Below are 18,814 nucleotides of genomic sequence, written 5' to 3'. Positions count from 1 at the left end.
TTGTTCCCATCAATATATAAAAAAGGGGATTCAAAAATCCCCTTTATTTTCAATGTTTACAGCTTATTATTTCAGAACTATCATTCTTTTTATATCAGTGAATGATGATGTATTAATTCTGTAGAAATAAATCCCGCTTGCAAATTTTCCAGCATTGAATGTTGCCTTATACTTACCCGGCTGCAGAAATTCGTCTGCTAGTACTTCTACTTCTTTTCCAAGAATATCATAAACCCTAATCTGAACAAGTCCTGCTTTTGGAACATCAAAATTGATGTTGGTCACTGGATTAAATGGATTTGGATAGTTCTGGTATAGTTTGAATTCACTCGGAATTTCTGTTCCTATACTTGATATCCCTACTGTATGTAATGCCCAGTTTGCTGTCTCAGATATTGCGTTATTTATTGCTATACTTATTATCGTGTCCATACCTAAAGTATCAGGACTAATATACGCCCCATTGCCGGAACCCGTCCAGCCTTTAAATCTGTATGTCGAACCGCCAGTCGTAAAAATTCTGGAATTGACCCCGAATTGGAAAGTAACCGCAGAGTCGTAATATAGCCCGCCGCCGAATGTATTTCCAATTGTTGAGTTCATAATTAATCTGTACTGAGGTTTGTAAATTGCCGTATATGTTCCGGGTCCGGTAACAGTGATAGTCTGTGTGGTATCTCCGCCTTGTGACCAGTTTGTATAAACATATCTTGTTGTACCAACTGTCTTAGGACTCATTGCTTGAATCGTAACTGATGATCCAATATTAAAAGTTATCGTTTGTCTTGTATTATACTGTACATTATTAATCTTAAAATCACATATTCCGTTTCTGTTTGTACCTATACTCAACGTAGCTACATTTACGTCAATATTTTGGATTCTTCTATGTACTGGAATTCCGTTGGGACCTTTACCCGTTATAATAATTCCGTAAACTCCCGGTGTTACAGAACCAATTGTTTTTATTCTGACAGTAACAGAATCGGGATAACTGAAAATCGAATCCTTTCCATTAACAAAACTTAACTGAAGCGTTCCTGCTGCGGGGAGAGTGTCAACCGAAGCCGTGAATTTCACATAATCTGTGTAACTTTTAACCGAAGGAACTGTTACTTTAATAAATGTACTGTCATTGTTTTCGATAAATGTTTCTTGAGCGTTAATAGTCATAGCATAGTCCGGATAGTATGCTGTATAGCTCCCAAACGAACTTGCTCTGAAATCTGTCCATACCGCCAAAGAGGTTCTGCCGTATGATGTTATACCATCGTAATCCCCCTGATATCTTGGTGTACCGCCTCCTCCGCATGTTGAACAATCAATCTTAAATTTTGCTGTCGTTAGTTTTTGGTTCTGAACAAATGATACACCGCCATTCGTCGAATATGAAGCATATACATCACAAGAATCACTCGTTGGTGTATCCCTTGTGTCAAGCCATTTTACGAATAGTCTTCCTGTCTGCTTATCGCACCATATTGCCGGATGCCATTGATGATTTGCTGTAGGATTTATATCGTCATTTATTAGTACCGGTGCAGAAAATGTTGCCCCTTGGTCAGTTGAATACCTGCAGAATAAATCAGGTTTGTTCCCGTTTCCTGCCGGTTGATTTGTTGCATATACAAGATACAATCTTCCCCTGTAAGGTCCGTAACTGTTATCTGCTGTAATAAATGGATACGGTCTCGTCCTCATATTCTGAACACTGTTTCTGCCGCCGACGTTTGTTCCTAAATATCCGACAAAATTTTGTTGCGATTTCATTGTGAATGAAGATCCTCCGTTTGTTGAAACGAAAAATGAATATATTGCTGCAAATGAATTTCCGGAATTTGTTACAACATATACACATCCTCCCGGTACGTCACCTCCAATTACATTCGGTCCTACGCATGGCATTGCTCCCGGTAAATTATGAGGTGTCAAAGTTTGAGCATGAATAAATGATTGCCCCCTGTTAGTACTTCTGAAAACGTTACATGTTTGACCGGAAGTTATAGTCGTATAAACAAAATTTGTATAAGGTCCTGCGCTCTGATCTGCTGCAATCCAGTTCTTATCATTTCCACTGTTACCCGTTGTGTATGTCCAGTTCAGTCCGTTATCGCTTGAAATTGCTATTTGTGTGCCGAATATATTGTTGCCGTCTCCGTACATGTTTTCATAATAGACGTTACCAAGACTGTCGTAAGCAACAACTGGGTCACCCATCATTGTATATCCCGGAAATGTTGGATTATTCCTGTACCAGTCTAGACCATTCATTGTATAATAGGTATTATTCGTATTAAACGCCGTAAAATACTGAAGTGGATCTCTTGGATTTACCGCAACATGAGGCTCTGCAAAATCAGTTCCTAAAATGAAATTATCATAACCATAAGCATCCGTTACAATCGATGAATTGATAGAATAAGGTGAAAAATTCTGCTGGTTCTGCGACTGCTGAAGCAAATTCTTTGGAATCCTGTCAAGGTTTGGATCATCCCAGCCATGATTATTGCTCTGCGAAAAAATTGAGTTCGCAATTAATACGGTGCCTGTAATAATTAATAAGGCAATTGAGAGTTTAAGTGCTTTCATTTTTGTTTTTATTTAATTAATAACATCTTTTTGATATCTTTAAAACTATCGGATATTATTCTGTAAAAATATATTCCGCTTGAGTATTTTGAAGCATTGAACGATACATTATATTTTCCGGGTGTGAGTATTTCGTTTATTAGTGTTTCTGTTTCTCTTCCTAAGGCATCATATACAATCAGTTTTACGCTTTCGCTCTTTAAAATATCTATTGTTATATTCGTTACTGGATTAAACGGATTAGGATAGTTCTGATGCAACTTCCATTCTGCAGGCGTCTCACTGCTCATATTGTTAATTCCTACTATTTGCTGCCAACGAGCTGTTTCTATTATAGGATTATTAATTGTAATTGTTATTGATGTGTCGTTTCCCGAACTGTCGGGACTTGTGTAAGCTCCGGTTCCTGAACCCGTCCAGCCTCTGAAACTGTAGGTCGAACCATTAAAATTTACTACTCTCGATGTTACTCCAAATGTCGTTGATGATGCTGAATCATAAAATAATCCACCGCCGAATGTATTTCCGGCTATAGAGTTTAAAAACATCTTGTATGCCGCCCTGTAATTCGCCGTAAGTGTCATAGGCGATGTTATGCTGATGCTATGTGATGTATCTCCGCCGTCTGACCAGTTTTTGAATATGTATTGAAATCCTCCCGCTGTTTTTGGGCTGATAGCTTTGACGGTTATCATTGAACCGTTCGCAAACAGTATGTTTTGTCTTGTGTTGAATTGGTTCCCGTTAACCGTAAAATCGCATATTCCTTCTCTGTTTGTTCCTACGTTTACTAATGAAGAGTTTACCAGAAGTTCTACAGTTCTTCTGTGGACAGGAATTCCCTTCACTCCACTGCCCGTAATGTTTAACCTGTATCTGCCGGGACTTACTGTACCCGCCAGTCTAACGGTAATTCCAACTGAGTCAGGAAATGTTGTTATAGTGTCTTTTCCGTTTTTAAAACCTAATTGTATCGATCCGCTTGCTGGAAGTGTATCAAGTGTTAATATGAATTTTACTCTCTCATTAAAACCGCCTCTGACTGAAGGTACTTTTATTGTAACCGAAATCGAATCGTTATCGTTTAAATAATTTTGATTTATACTCGATTGCATCGCAAAATCTGGTCCGTAAGAAACAAAACTTCCAAGATTGCTGTACCTTGCATCCATGAATGAGTTTAATGAAGTCGTACTCGTTACTGATGAATTGCCTATGTAATCTCCCATGTAATTCTCTCCGCCAGGTTGACCTATCGCCATCGCGCTTGGATTGAATTGAGTATTTGAAATCCTGTAATTGGATGCAAAAGTAACTCCTCCGTTCGTTGAATGTGTTCCCCACATTTCAGTTAGTAAGTTTCCTGCGGGGTCGTTTCTTGAATCATACCAGTAAATGAAAATCTTGCCCGTTGTTTTATCAATCGTTATTGCCGGCATCCATTGATCAGTTAGCGTATTGTCGTCATTAACTTTCACGGGTGCGCTCCAGGTAGCTCCGTAATCTGTCGACCTCGCCAGATAAATATTTGCAAGGTCACCACCCCCGGGTTTTGCCGCATACACAACATATACATTCCCACGTGTTGATGTATAACTGTTATCAGCAGTCATTCTTGGAAAGTATTCTGTTCTTATACAGTTCTTCATCGTATTCCTTCCTGCACAAATAACTCCCGGTCCCGTAATTCCCGACACCGCAGTAACTGCTGAACCAAAATTTTCTCCTCCGTTTGATGACCTGTAAACTAATATATTGCTTCCTGATATGCATCCGAAATAAAGATTCCCTCCCTGTATACTGCCGTTAGCTCCTGTACACACGTATGCTCCTTGGCTTCCGGATAGTACAATCGGAGTTGACCAGCTTTGTCCGCCGTTTGTGCTCCTTACAAATCTCATACCTGTTGAACCAAATTGTCTCCACCCCACATATAAAAAATTGCTGTAAGGTCCGCCTGTCTGGTCTGCACATATCCATGGCTTATCACCGAGTCCACCGTTAAACGAATATGCGCTTGTTACTTGATGAAAAGTTAATCCCTTGTTCGTTGATTTTGCAACCCATCCTCCGTAAAGTGAACCAATCTGGTACATCTGTAAATAATATAAATTTCCGGTACTGTCGTATGTAATCACAGGATCTCCAATTGCCGAAGAACTCGGAAATGATACCGGTCTCTTTTCCCAGTCAATTCCGTTAAACGTTACATAATAGTTGTTTATGTTGTATGCTGTAGCACTGTTTCTGAAATCATTCGGATTTGTTGCAATATGTGGCTCACCAAAATCAGTTCCAAGATGAAAATTATCATACCCCTCTGAATTAGTTATAATGCTGCTTTCAGTATTTAATGGTGATGGTGAATAATTGAATGGTGGTATTACCCGTGTCTGAAATTTTGAATAATCAGGCTGTTCCAAATTCTGACTTTTTATACTTGAAAAAGCATATGATAACAGTAATAGGAGTAAAATTAATCTCATTAATATCTTCTAAATTGAATAATAAAGTTAGTTAAAATATAAAATTAGATTATGATATTCAAACACAATTGTTGCAAAATTAAAGGGTAAACCTCCCCATATAGGCTTACCCTCGTGAAAGTAAATACGATAGGAATCGTATGATTGGATATGTAAGAAACTATTTATTCAATTTCTACTAAAATATCTCCCTCCAATATATTATCGCCGGGTTTAACTTTCAAGGTTTTTATTTTTCCCTCTCTGTCGGATGTTAAGTTATTTTCCATCTTCATCGCTTCCCATGTCAGAAGATTCGTTCCGACTTTAACCTCATCACCGACTTTTACGAACACTTTTATTATAGTCCCGGGTAACGGCGCTTTCATCACACCAGCACCTTTTTTCTCTGTGGGGGAGCTTGTTAATGCCGTAGATTTTGTCGAGTCCCCTCCGGTACTTGCTTTTTCCCTTACGAGCGTTGGTGTCTTTCCCGTGGTTTCAGGTTTCTCAATTCCTACTTCGTAAGGCTTGCCGTTTACTTCAATTTTTACTTTCGTGTTCTCAAATGTTAGAACATTGATATCGTAAGTATTATTGTTGACTGTTATTTTAAAATTTTTCATCTTATTTTTTATTAATTTTTAACGGGGCCATTTTCTCATCATGTAAATCTTCTGTCCCCATGGTGTATATGGCCTGTCTGTTCTTTTGATTGTCATTTTAAGGTCCTGCTTTTCAGTAAACTGCTGCTGAGTGTAAAGATATATTGCTGTTCCTATTGCAATTGCAATCTCATCTTCAGTAGATTTCTTCGCTGTCTTTACTGCAGGGGACTTTGCTTCGGTCTTTCCTTTTGCCTGTTGTGTCTTTTTTAATAATCTCATCCTGTCTCCTATAATGGTAAATTAGAATGTTTTTTCGGAGGATTCGTTTCTTTCTTCGTTACAAGTGATTGAAGTGCCTTAATTATTCTGAACCTTGTATTCTTTGGCTCAATAACATCATCAATATATCCGTATTTTGCCGCTTCGTATGGTGTCGCAAATTTGTTCCTGTATTCTGCTTCTTTCTCTGCTATGAACTTTACTTTTTCCTTCTCGTCCGCTATCTCTTTTAGCTCACGGAAATAAAGTACCTCTATCGCTCCCTTTGGTCCCATAACTGATATTTCTGCTGTTGGCCATGCATAGTTTAAATCTCCTCTTAAATGCTTGGAACCCATAACGTCGTATGCACCGCCGTATGCTTTACGGAGTATTACTGTTACTTTCGGTACTGTTGCTTCTGCGTAAGCATATAGCAGCTTTGCACCGTGTATTATTATTCCGCCGTATTCCTGTGCTGTACCCGGTAAATATCCAGGAACGTCAACAAGTGTTATTATTGGAATGTTAAAAGCATCGCAAAATCTTACAAACCTTGCCGCTTTTCTCGATGCCGCTATATCAAGTACACCCGCAAGAAATTTTGGCTGGTTTCCGACTATACCAACTGTAGAACCGTTCATCCTTGCAAATCCGTTCACTATGTTCCTTGCAAAACCTGCCTGTACTTCAAGAAATTCCCCATGGTCAACTATTGAATCTATTACATCTATAATATCATACGGTTTGTTTGGACTATCCGGTATAACCTCATTAAGTGAGTCTTCTATCCTGTCAATCGGGTCAGAGCATGGATATGTGGGAGGATCTTCAAAATTATTCTGCGGTAAATAGGAAAGTAATTTTCGAATCAGCATTATACCGTCTTCCTCGTTGTTAACGGTAAAATGCGACACTCCTGATTTCGTCGCATGTATATACGCTCCGCCAAGCTCTTCATCAGTCACTGCTTCACCTGTCACTGTCTTCACAACCTTCGGTCCTGTTATAAACATGTATCCCGTTTGCTTTGACATTATTATAAAATCTGTTAATGCAGGGGAGTAAACCGCACCGCCTGCGCATGGTCCGAATACGGCCGATATCTGAGGTATTACACCGGAAGCTAATACGTTCCTCTGGAATATATCCGCGTATCCGCCGAGCGATTTAACACCTTCTTGTATCCTTGCTCCGCCTGAATCATTTATCCCAACAACAGGTGCTCCTACTTTCATCGCCATATCCATCACCTTGCAAATCTTCTGTGCATACATCTCTGATAGTGAACCGCCGAATACAGTAAAGTCCTGTGAAAATACGTAAACAAGCCTTCCGTCTATTGTTCCGTATCCCGTTACGACTCCGTCTGATAAATAAGTTTCCTCTTCAAGACCGAAATCAATACATCTGTGCGATACAAACATATCAAATTCTTCAAAACTTCCTTCATCGAGTAAGAGGTCTATTCTCTCTCTTGCTGTTAATTTGCCCTTTCTGTGCTGGGCTTTAATCCTTTTCTCACCACCCCCTAACCTGGCTTGGTCCCGCAGGTCAAATAATTCTTTTATTTTCTCATTGATTGACATTGTAACTCCGTTAAATTATAATATATTTTAAAATGTTCTTTCTACCAGTTGTTGTATAGCCCTTCAAGAAGTTTTGTCTTCTTCTCATCATCACTTAGCGAATTATATACCTCTGCTTCCTCATGTATTTTCCGTTCTTCAATTTCTTCCAAAGCCTTTAGTTCTGCCAATAACTTTTTATACTCTACTTCTCTCTTGTTCCTCAAAAATCCTGCTGCTACTGTCGGGAAAAGCTCAAGTAACAGTTCTTCTTTCTCATTCTTAGCTAATTTTACATCTTCGAATTCAGGTAAGTTTGGATTATTCTGTTTTTTGTACTTTGACACATCATAAGGAATTTCTTCTCTGTTCCCGCATATCATTTCTCTGAAATCAGGATTAATTTGATATGGCGTCTTGCCGTAAACCCCCTGAACAAGATTCACAAATTGTGTTGACTTGTTGCTGTAAAATTCTTCTCCTTTGCTCTCCGAAACTATGCTGTAAACTGCCTGTACGCCGACAATCTGACTCGTCGGTGTTACTAACGGTGGTAATCCTGAATCAAGTCTTACTCTTGGAACTGTCTTTAATACCTTCTCAAGCAGATGGTCAAGCTTCATTTGCTTTAATTGAGCTAACATGTTTGTGTACATTCCACCCGGTATCTGTGCTGCCTTAACTATCTCATCTGGTTCGCAGAAATTGTACATCTTTTCTATTTTCTGGCATAATTCTGTCGTTTCTTCAATTCTGTCGTGCTTTGCCGCATCAATCGCTTTATTAAATAAATCGTTCTGCTCGTTCGTTAGTGTGTAATTTGAAATGTCAATTTCTATCGGAAACTGTTTCATCTCGTCAAACTTATCAAGTTCTTTTCTTATATTAAATAATTGCTTGTTGATTTCTGTGACCTTGTTCAGATTAACACCGGTATCTATTCCAAGCTTATCACAAAATATCTGAACGAGCTCAAATGCCGGTGCAGCTGGTCCTCCCGCAAAGTTTCCTATTACTGTATCCACTATATCAACATCATTAACTATCGAAACTATTGCACATGCAAGTCCGTAACCAGGTGTGCAGTGTGTGTGCAGGTCTATGGGTACTTTTGTCTCTGCTTTCAACCTCTTTATTAAAGGCGATGCAACGTCAGGTGGGATTAAGCCAGCCATGTCTTTTATCGAAATTATATCAGCACCCATTCTTTCTAGCTGTTTTGCTTTCTCTACAAAATAGTCAACAGTAAAAATCTTTGGCGGAATCTTTGTTCCTGAAAACATACCTTTTATTCTGTCAGCAAATGTAAAATGAGGATCAACTGTGTAACAAACAGCACAATCCGCAAGTCCGCCGTTCGCCTTTACGTAGTCAATCGTCGTCTGCATATTATCAAGGTCATTCAATGCATCAAATACTCTCATTATATCTATACCGTTTTGTATGGCTAACCTGTTGAATCCTTCTATTACATCCTCGGGATAAGGTGAATATCCAAATAGATTCCTTCCTCTTGATAGAGCAGTCAGTTTTGTCTTTGTACCAAACCCTGCTTTTATCTTCTCAAGTCTGTCCCAGGGGTCTTCGTTCAAATATCTCATTATTGAGTCCGGAACAGCTCCTCCCCATACCTCAGCTGCATAAAAATCAGCATCCTGATAAATTGGTAATACCAAATCGATTTGCTTTTGTGTCATTCTTGTCGCGAAAGAGGATTGTTGTCCGTCGCGAAGTGTTAAGTCTCTTATTAATAATTTCCTTTTCATAGTTTTATTTAATTTGTACTTTGATTAGTGAATAGTATTCGCCTTCGATGCACGGTCTATTCACTCCGGATAACGAATTTGAATTGTATAAACATTGTCAATATGTTGCCTTGAATGGGCGTGGAATATCATAAACTAACTTTACAAAAATAATCGTTTAACTTCTTAAAACAAATACACAATTTTTTCACTTTCCCCTGAAGTTTTTTTATAGTTAAGTTAATCATAAAATTTCGATACAATCAATATTATTTTCTCCGGTATTTTTTTATAGCCAAATACCCACTAACATGATCCCCTTCCTAAATTTTTCAGTTTTTTCAAATTCTCCACCCCATTTCGTTATTTTACAGATAAACAATTAATCTAAAAGTGCACATAATTATGCCTTCCATTGTTCTGACAATGGGATTCATCCATTATGATGGAAGTATTAGTAATATATTCGGTTATTCTGCATTATTAGATACTATATTCTAAAACTTTATCTGTTTATCTTTCATAGTGAAACTAATATTGGATTTTCCCGTTATATTTACTAAGTTTAAAATGAAAAACAACAACCGTTTTGAAAAGCGGAAAGGAGAACAATATGAAAAAACTTTTCAAAATTCTTTTATTTGTATTCCTGTTTCTTATCGTAGGAGCAGTAGCAGGATACTTTTACATTATGAGTGCATTACCAAAAATTGCCGATGCACCCGACCTTAAGATTGAACCCACACCAGAACTTGTTAAGCGTGGCGAGTATTTATTTAACAATGTTGCCGTTTGTGCCGATTGTCATTCTACTCGCGATTACTCAATGTTCTCAGGTCCGTTGGTCGAAGGCACCATCGGTAAAGGAGGATTTGAATTTAACGAAGAGTTCGGTCTTCCGGGAAAATTTTATGCAAAAAATATTACTCCTGCAGGATTGAAAGGATGGTCTGACGGAGAAATATTCAGGGCAATAACCGAGGGTGTCAATAAAGACGGTGAACCTCTTTTCCCATTAATGCCTTACTTGAATTTTGGTAAAATGGATAAAAATGATGTGTATGCTATTATAGCCTATATGAAAACTCTTCCGCCAATTGAAAACAACGTTCCTGTCAGCAAGGCAAATTTTCCTGTAAATCTCATCATGAGGTCAATGCCCCAAAAGAGTGAGTTAGCACAAATTCCTGATAAATCTAATTCTAAGGAATACGGTAAGTATCTGACCAATATCGCAGGCTGTAATGATTGTCATACGCAGCAAGTGGATGGCGAATTCCAGATGAATAAATATCTTGCTGGTGGTCAGGAATTCAAACTGCCGGGTGGTGTTGTATTAAGATCTTCAAATATTACACCCGATATACAATCAGGCATTGGAGCCTGGACTAAGGATATGTTTATTCAAAAATTCCGCTCGTATAGTAAAAATAATTTTGTACCTTATAAAGTTAATCAGGGAGAATTTAACACAATAATGCCTTGGACTTTCTTCGCAAACATGACTGATGAAGACCTTGGTGCAATTTATGATTACCTGCGCACTATCGTTCCCATTCCTAATAAAGTTACAAGGTTCGAGAATAAAAACTGATATTCTGTGTTTGCAGTCAGGAATCGTTCCTGATTGCAAACATTTAATTTATATTAAATTCATCAGCAAATTTTTCTTTTTCCATTTCCGGCAAAGCATTCTTAAAATTATCCTTACGATAATAACTTTTATATTTAACTATTATTAATGATTTTTGAATGAATCAAATAATAATATGAGCTTACTTTTTTCTCCCTTAAAGATTCGTGATGTTGTAATTAAAAACAGGATTGCTGTTTCGCCTATGTGCCAGTATTCAGGCGTAGAAGGTTTTCCTTCACAATGGCATATGGCACACTATGGTGCTCGGGCAGTTGGCGGTGCGGGGTTGATAGTGCAGGAGGCCACATCTGTTTGTCCCGAAGGCAGAATCTCACTTGGCGACCTTGGTATTTGGAATGATGAACAAACCTATGTTTTTAAGAAACTGACAAATTTTATAATCTCTCAAAACTGTGTCCCGGGAATTCAGCTCGCACACGCAGGAAGAAAGGCTTCTGCAACCCTCGGTTGGGATGAGTCTCGTTCCTTATCACAAGAGGAATTCGGCTGGAAAACTTACGCTCCTTCAGCATTACCTTTTTCGGATAAGTATTCCGTTCCTGCTGAAATGAATAAAGAAGATATTAAGAAAGTTATTATTGATTTTAAGCATGCTGCACAAAGAGCAGTATTAGCGGGCTATAAATTAATAGAGTTTCATTTTGCTCACGGATATCTGGTAAATGAATTTTTATCTCCGCTTACAAATCTTAGAAATGATGAATACGGTGGAAGTTTTGAGAATCGTTGCAAGCTTGCCATTGATATCGTTAAAGTTGTCAGGGATGTTATTCCCGATTCATTGCCGCTTTTTGCAAGATTGTCTTGTACTGAATGGGTTGATAAAGGATGGAACGTTGATGATTCTATTCGGCTGGCAAAAAAACTTAAAGATAGCGGCGTTGATTTAATTGATTGTTCAAGCGGAGGAAATATTAGTGGTGCAAAAATTCCTTTAGCCCCGGGCTATCAGGTCCCTTTTGCTTCAAAAATAAGAAATGAAGCGGACATAATGACAGGAGCCGTAGGATTGATTACAAATTTCAATCAGGCAGATAACATTATCAGTAATAAAGATGCAGATATTGTTCTGCTCGGCAGAGAAATGCTGCGAAACCCTTACTGGGTGTTGCATGCAGCAAAAGCTTTAAATACTGAAATTGATTATCCAAAGCAATATTTGCGAGGGAAAATATAATCTCTATTTTAACCTGTACTCAATCGCCTTAACGGGTTCCGGTACGTGGTGACCCATGCTCCCTGCTTTGGAATCATTGAAAGTTATCGGTATGTCACCCTTCTCAGTTCTTTCTTGCCATGTAAGGAATTCATCGCCGGAGTCTCTGCGAACCATTGAAATACAACCTTCAACCGGACATACAAGCGAACATAGATTGCAGCCAACGCAGTTATCTTCAATTATCTGAGGAATTCTGCTGTCTCCGTTTTCGGGCAGTTTTATCGCTTGATGTGCTCCGTCTTCACACGCAATGTAACACAGTTGACAGCTGATGCATTTCTTGTCGTTAATTTCAGCAACAATCTTGTATTTCAGGTTTAAATCTTCCCACTTCTTTACGTTTGGAAGTGCAAGTCCTACCATCTCCTCTATTGAATTGAATCCTTTGTCAGACATATACTGTTCAAGTCCTGAAACCATCTCTCTTATTATCCCGAATCCGTAATGCATAACTGCTGTGCATACTTGTACGTTAGTAGCTCCCATTAGAATAAATTCGACTGCATCCCTCCAGTTTTCTATTCCGCCTATTCCTGAAATCGGTAGATTGTAATCAGGAATCTTTGCAACATTCTTTACCATATTCAACGCTATCGGTTTTACTGCTGGTCCGCAATAACCTCCGTTTGTGCTCTTCCCATCAACGGTAGGGTAGGGAACAAAATTATCTATGTCAACGCCTATTATGCTTTGAATTGTGTTGATTAGGGATACTGCATTCGCTCCTCCGAGTTTTGCAGCTATTGCAGGGTCTTGTATATGCGAAACATTCGGCGATAGTTTTACTATAACAGGAACCTTCGCTACTTCCATTACCCAAGAAGTAATCAGCTCAAGTACTTTAGGATCCTGCCCTACAGCCGAGCCCATTCCTCTCTCGCACATACCATGAGGGCAGCCGAAATTCAGCTCAATCCCGTCAACGCCTGCATTCTCAACATCCTTCACGATTTGATGCCATTCCTCTCTTGATTGAACCATCAAGGAACCAACTAAAGCATGGTTTGGGAAATATTTCTTTACCTCTTCAATTTCCCTTAGATTATCTTTAAGCGGTCTGTCAGAAATTAGTTCAATGTTATTGAATCCAGACATTCTATTTCCTTTATATGTAACGCCTCCGTATCGGCTCGAAGTGTTAACAACTGGTACCCCCATTGTCTTCCATACTGCCCCTCCCCATCCTGCATCAAATGCTTTCATAATCTGATATCCCGAATTTGTTGGTGGTGCTGACGCAAGCCAGAATGGATTCGGGGATTTTATACCTGCTAAATTACTTTCTAATTTATTCCTAGATGACTTCATATTTATTAATTTCTCTTTTTGATATTTAATAAAATCGTAATCATACTTTTTGCTGCCTGTTTCCCTTCAGCAACTGAGTTTACTACTTCTTTACCGCCGTTTACAGCGTCGCCTGCTGCATAATATTTTGGATTGGTCGTGCGAAAATTCTTATCAACAACTATCTTTCCAAAATCATCAACTTCCAGATTGTCAATATTCTGATACAATTCAAAATGTCTTGATTGTCCAGTTGCTTTTATTACCATATCGCATTCTTCCGTAAATTCACTTCCTTTTATTGTCTTTAGCTTTCCGCCCTTTGTTTCTGTCTTTATAAATCTTACTCCTGTTACTTTGTCATCACCGAGGATTTCAACTGGTGCTATGTTGAAGTATGCTTTTACACCGACACTTTTAGCAAGGTCGTATTCAAACTCATATGCACCCATATCTTTTCTCGACCTTCTGTAAGCAAGTGTAACTTTCTCGGCTCCCATTCTTGCTGATTCTGACGCTGCATCCATTGCAGTATTCCCTCCGCCGAATACTATGACTTTATTCCCATATACAGCATTACTTTTTTTCAATCGTAGCTCTTCTACAATTTCGACCGCCCCGAATACGTTTTTCTTATCCTCTCCCGGAATGTTTAAAGCAGATGTGTTTGAATTTCCAATCCCGAGAAATATAAAATCGTATTCTTTCTCAAGTTTTGCTATTTCATCTTTGCTTTTTATATACCTGTTGTAGAATATATTAAAGTTAAATTGCCTTTGTATATAATTCAATTCTTCAAGTACATCTTCGTTTGCTATTTTATAAGGTGCAATACCGTGAAGAGCAAGACCTGTTGCCATTTTTCTGCCCTCGTAAATATCCGCATTTATGCCTGCCGAACGAAGTTCACTTGCGCAGGATATTCCCGCAGGACCTCCGCCGATAATTGCTACCTTTTTATTAACCTTTTCTCCCTCTGTAAATATTTCAATTTTCTCTGAAATAACTTTGTTAGTTGCAAAATTCTGAAGACGACCTATCTCGATAGCTCTTACGCCTTGGTTTACATAAACACAAGAACCTTCGCAAAGTACTTCAACAGGACAAACTTTACCGCAAAGGTTCCCCATGTAATTTGATGCATAGATGGTCTTGGCTGCTCCCTTTACATTTCCGCTGTTTATCTGTCTAATAAAAAGTGGTATGTCAATATGTGTCGGACACGCTTTTGTACAGGGAGCATCATAACAAAACAAACATCTTGAACTTTCAAGAAGAGCTTCAGTTTTATTCATTAATTTGTTTATCGGAGAAAAATTTATCTCAAATTCCCTGTCATTTTTAGGACGTTTGAATTCTGCCATTATAACTCCGTTATTTTATTATAAGATTCAGGTCTTCTGTCTCTGAAAAATTGCCATGTTGCTCTTACTTCATCAATCATGTCAAGGTCAAATTCAGCAATCAATAGTTCATCATTATCTTCCGATGCTTGCGCAAATATTTGTCCTCTTGGGTCAACGAAGTATGACGAGCCGTAAAACTTTCCTATGTTCCATGGCTTTTCCGTTCCGACTCTGTTAATGCAGCCCATGAAATAACCGTTTGCCGCTGCATGTGCCGGCTGTTCAAGTTTCCATAAGTACTGTGATAATCCTGTTACCGTTGCCGATGGATTGTAAACTATTTCAGCACCGTTTAATCCCAATATTCTTGCACCTTCGGGAAAATGTCTGTCATAGCATATATAAACTCCAACTTTGCAGTACTTTGTCTGAAATACCGGATATCCAAGATTTCCCGGACGGAAGAAAAACTTTTCCCAAAAACCCGATGTATGAGGTATGTGATTTTTCCTGTATTTGCCGAGTATTGTCCCGTCTGCATCTATGACTGCTGCAGTGTTGTATAAAACGCCCGGTTGTTCTTTCTCGTACACTGGTACAATAATTACCATATCATACTTCTTAGAATATTCCTGCATTCGGATAACCGTAGGTCCGGGCATTGGTTCTGCAGATTCGTACCATGATTTATCCTGTCCAGGGCAGAAATAAGGGGTGTTAAATATCTCCTGCAAACATAATACCTGAACTCCTTTTTTCCCCGCTTCTTCAATGAACGGAATATGTTTTTGAATCATTGTTTCTTTAATTTGCTCAATTGTCCCTTCGCCTTCCGTCATCGATAGTGACATCTGAATTAACCCTGATTTTATTTTTCTTGCCATAATTCTAAAATTTAAATTTTTAAATTATTTCTTTTATAATTTATTTTTCTATCTATGTTCTCTTTGCGATCTTTGCTCTTCTCTGCGGCCTCTGCGTTAAAATCACTATCCTTTGATTTCTCTATTATGTTTGTTGCAATCGGCATCGCCGGGTTCTTAGTGTCTTTGTGGTGAAAATTTATTGTTTGAACACAAACCCTAAGTTTGTTCTTTTTTAATCCCTTCTATTGAATTTTGGCTAACAGCAATCAAATATTAAATGCAGCGTGCTTATCCCTCTTTATATACTGCCCATATCCCTTCTGAATTCTTACCTTTCCATCATCAACGGCAACTTTACCCCTTAGTATCGTTTGTTTGCATTTGCCCTTAAGCTTCCATCCTTCATAACCCGAATAATCAACGTTCATGTGATGATTTTTTACTGATAATGTATGCTCTTCATCTGGGTCAAAAATTATTAAATCAGCATCTGCTCCAATTCCGATAGTTCCCTTCCTCGGAAACATACCGAATATTTTTGCGGAATTGGTCGATGTAACTTCTACATATTTATTGAGTGATATCTTTCCTTTGTTAACTCCTTCACTAAACAAAAGCTCCATCCTGTTTTCTATTGCAGGGTGACCGTTCGGAATTTTTGAGAAATCATCCTTGCCCATTAATTTCTGTTCCCAGTTGAACGGACAGTGGTCGGTAGCTACTATCTGTACAATACCCTGTTCTATTCCTCCCCACAAAGACTCTTGGTCCTTTTTCTCCCTCAAAGGGGGACTCATTACCCATTTCGCACCTTCAAAGTTTTTTTCATACAATGATGCATCGAGCAGTAAATATTGAATACATGTTTCAGCATATACTTTTTGGTTTCTACGCTGTGCACGTCTTACTGCATTAAGCGAACCCTCGCATGTCATGTGTACTATGTACCCGGGAACTCCGGTATTAAATGCCATATCTGCAAACCTGCCCGTCGCTTCAGCTTCTGTTATTTCAGGTTGAGAAAGATAGTGGTAAAGTGGGGTGAGCTTTCCTTCTGATTTATGTTTTGCTACAAGATAATCTATCATATCACCGTTTGTTGCATGAACAGTTACTATACCTCCGTGCTTTTTTACTTCATTCATAAGCCCTACCATCTGTCTGTCATCTATCATTAAAGATCCTTTGTATGCCATAAATGTCTTAAATGAAGTTATGCCGAGTTCATTAATAAAATATGAAATTTCTTTCTGCGTTTCCTCATTAAAGTCAGTAACAGCCATATGAAAAGAATAATCACCGTAAGCATTGCCGTTAGCTCTTCCCGTCCATTCATCGTATGCCGATTTTAACGAGTTCCCCTGCTTTTGCAGTATGAAATCAATTACGGTTGTTGTCCCGCCGTGAAGTGCGGCAAGCGTTCCTGTTTCGTAATTATCAGATGAGAATGTTCCCATAAACGGCATATCAAGATGTACATGTGGATCAATGCCTCCCGGCATTACAAGCTTTTCTCCTGCATCTATTACTTCATCTGCTTTTATGTTGAGATTTTCTCCGATTTGAGAAATTTTCTCTCCTGCTATATATATATCAGCCGTATAATCAGCCGATGCTGTTATTATTCTTCCGTTTTTAATTAGAATTGACATTATTTATATTTTATTTAATTTTATTTGTTTTCTTTCAAGTAAATAATAAACTACAAATGAGACAAAGAATCCTACGAACCATGCGTAATGATAAATATCAGAAATCCATAATGGAAATCTATTTATATTTATAACATCTATCGTTGTAAAAAATCCCGGTGCATTGGGTATTATACCCGCTATCATAGCAATTATTGCATTCCTGTTAAAACCGTTTTGATAACTGTAAATCCCTTTTAGTTTATACAAGTCATCTACTAAAAGTTTTTTCTTTCTTACAAGAAAATAATCTGATATCATTATTCCGCCTATCGGACCAAGCAGACTTGAATATGCTATCAGCCATTTGAATATATACCCGCTCGGGTCTTCTATTAGTTTCCAGGGGAGTATTAATATCCCGATTATACCCGTTATATACCCGCCTTTTCTAAAATTAATTTTCGATGGTGCTAAATTTGCAAAATCATTTGCGGGACTTACTATGTTTGCCGCAATGTTTGTTGCTAATGTGGAGATTGCAATGCAAACCATCGCAATACTAACAAGTATTTTATTCTCAAATTTCGCTGCAAGGACTACCGGATCCCATATTGTCTGTCCGTATATTATCAACGTTGCTGAAGTGACAACTACTCCTACGAATGAAAACAAAGTCATCGAAGGAGGCAAACCAAGTATTTGTCCTGTCACCTGTGCTCGCTGGCTCTTTGCATATCGCGTAAAATCCGGTATGTTAAGCGAAAGCGTTGCCCAGAAACCGACCATACCCGTTAGTGCAGGAAAGAAGAACTTAAAAAATTCAGCCGTTGTATTGAATTTGGACGGCTGCGAAAGTATTGGTCCTAATCCATTGCCCGCATAAACAGCCCAGAATAATAATGCTACTGCTGCCGCTGGCAGAAAAAATGCTTTAAATACTAAAAGTTTCTTAATGCTGTCAACACCAAGATGCACAACGTACATGTTTAAAAGCCAGAATAAAAAGAAAGAAATAGCAGGAGCTGTCTTTAATCCCAGAAATGCTGGAAATATTTGCGGCAGATTTTCAAATGATGGTACCCATACCCGTATTGCTTCGTAAATTGAAAATCCGCCTATCCATGCCTGTATTCCAAACCATCCGCATGCAACTATTGCTCTTAATATGGCCGGAATGTTTGCTCCTTTCACTCCGAAACTTGCCCTTGCAAGAACAGGGAAAGGTATCCCGTACTTTGCTCCTGCGTGACCGTTTAATATCATCGGTAAAAGTACAATTGTGTTTCCTGCAAAGATTGTTAATATCGCCTGCCACCAGTTCATTCCTCCTTCAATCAGTGAACTCGCAAGCATATATGTTGGAATACATAAACTCATGCTTATCCAAAGAGCAGTGTAATTCCATGTATTCCACGTTCTTTTCGATTCAGGTATAGCAGCTAAGTCCTCGCTGAATAGCGATGAAATAAGCTCTGCTTCATTTACATTGTTTTTCTCAGCCTTCATAAATTTCAAATTGTTTTTCTTTTTATTCCCCTAATCCCTCTAAAGAAAAATCTCTTGCTCTTTATA

The 18,814-nt window shown here is 38.4% G+C and carries 13 protein-coding genes; 2 read left to right on the top strand and 11 right to left on the bottom strand.

Annotated elements, in window-relative coordinates; all coding sequences use genetic code 11:
* Nucleotides 1-66: 66 nt before the first annotated feature.
* The 6 genes from WC644_11000 to WC644_10975 all read right to left on the bottom strand — a co-directional run bounded on the left by WC644_11000 (nt 67) and on the right by WC644_10975 (nt 9,254).
* Nucleotides 67-2,589, bottom strand: a complete 2,523-nt coding sequence (locus WC644_11000) for a T9SS type A sorting domain-containing protein (protein ID MFA5012464.1) — start codon at nt 2,587-2,589, stop codon at nt 67-69.
* A gap of 8 nt (nt 2,590-2,597) precedes the next feature.
* Nucleotides 2,598-5,012, bottom strand: coding sequence for a T9SS type A sorting domain-containing protein (locus tag WC644_10995; GenBank protein ID MFA5012463.1), 2,415 nt, complete (start codon nt 5,010-5,012; stop codon nt 2,598-2,600).
* A gap of 227 nt (nt 5,013-5,239) precedes the next feature.
* Nucleotides 5,240-5,680: a biotin/lipoyl-containing protein gene (locus WC644_10990; protein ID MFA5012462.1), complete on the bottom strand. Its 441-nt coding sequence runs from the start codon at nt 5,678-5,680 to the stop codon at nt 5,240-5,242.
* 18 nt (nt 5,681-5,698) lie between these two features.
* Complete coding sequence (locus WC644_10985; protein MFA5012461.1) at nt 5,699-5,941, bottom strand: hypothetical protein; 243 nt, start codon at nt 5,939-5,941, stop codon at nt 5,699-5,701.
* 8 nt (nt 5,942-5,949) lie between these two features.
* Nucleotides 5,950-7,509, bottom strand: coding sequence for an acyl-CoA carboxylase subunit beta (locus tag WC644_10980; GenBank protein ID MFA5012460.1), 1,560 nt, complete (start codon nt 7,507-7,509; stop codon nt 5,950-5,952).
* Nucleotides 7,510-7,550: 41 nt separating this feature from the next.
* The gene (locus WC644_10975) at nt 7,551-9,254 is read right to left on the bottom strand and encodes a carboxylase (protein ID MFA5012459.1); all 1,704 of its coding nucleotides are present in this window, start codon (nt 9,252-9,254) and stop codon (nt 7,551-7,553) included.
* Between the two features lie 592 nt (nt 9,255-9,846).
* On the opposite strand from WC644_10975, the gene WC644_10970 reads away from it, so the two are divergent.
* Both WC644_10970 and WC644_10965 read left to right on the top strand, forming a co-directional pair.
* Nucleotides 9,847-10,827, top strand: a complete 981-nt coding sequence (locus WC644_10970; protein MFA5012458.1) for a c-type cytochrome — start codon at nt 9,847-9,849, stop codon at nt 10,825-10,827.
* A 175-nt stretch (nt 10,828-11,002) separates the two neighbouring features.
* A complete protein-coding gene (locus WC644_10965) occupies nt 11,003-12,067 on the top strand; it encodes an NADH:flavin oxidoreductase/NADH oxidase (GenBank protein MFA5012457.1) in 1,065 nt (354 codons plus the stop codon).
* Nucleotides 12,068-12,070: 3 nt separating this feature from the next.
* Here WC644_10965 and preA read toward each other — a convergent pair whose 3' ends face one another.
* The 5 genes from preA to WC644_10940 all read right to left on the bottom strand — a co-directional run bounded on the left by preA (nt 12,071) and on the right by WC644_10940 (nt 18,748).
* Entirely contained in the window at nt 12,071-13,417 is a 1,347-nt protein-coding gene (gene preA / locus WC644_10960; GenBank protein ID MFA5012456.1) for an NAD-dependent dihydropyrimidine dehydrogenase subunit PreA, read from the bottom strand.
* Between the two features lie 5 nt (nt 13,418-13,422).
* The gene (locus tag WC644_10955) at nt 13,423-14,760 is read right to left on the bottom strand and encodes an FAD-dependent oxidoreductase (protein MFA5012455.1); all 1,338 of its coding nucleotides are present in this window, start codon (nt 14,758-14,760) and stop codon (nt 13,423-13,425) included.
* The gene (locus WC644_10950; GenBank protein ID MFA5012454.1) at nt 14,760-15,626 is read right to left on the bottom strand and encodes a nitrilase-related carbon-nitrogen hydrolase; all 867 of its coding nucleotides are present in this window, start codon (nt 15,624-15,626) and stop codon (nt 14,760-14,762) included. Before WC644_10950 ends, WC644_10955 begins: the two co-directional genes overlap by 1 nt.
* A gap of 248 nt (nt 15,627-15,874) precedes the next feature.
* Nucleotides 15,875-17,260, bottom strand: a complete 1,386-nt coding sequence (gene hydA / locus WC644_10945) for a dihydropyrimidinase (GenBank protein MFA5012453.1) — start codon at nt 17,258-17,260, stop codon at nt 15,875-15,877.
* A gap of 3 nt (nt 17,261-17,263) precedes the next feature.
* Nucleotides 17,264-18,748: an NCS1 family nucleobase:cation symporter-1 gene (locus tag WC644_10940; GenBank protein ID MFA5012452.1), complete on the bottom strand. Its 1,485-nt coding sequence runs from the start codon at nt 18,746-18,748 to the stop codon at nt 17,264-17,266.
* Between the last annotated feature and the right edge of the window lie 66 nt (nt 18,749-18,814).

It is taken from the genome of Ignavibacteria bacterium (assembly GCA_041649015.1).
GTDB lineage: Bacteria > Bacteroidota > Ignavibacteria > Tepidaquicellales > Tepidaquicellaceae > CAIKZJ01.
Note: the sequence above shows the minus strand (reverse complement) of the source record. Positions and strands in the feature narration are given on the sequence as shown.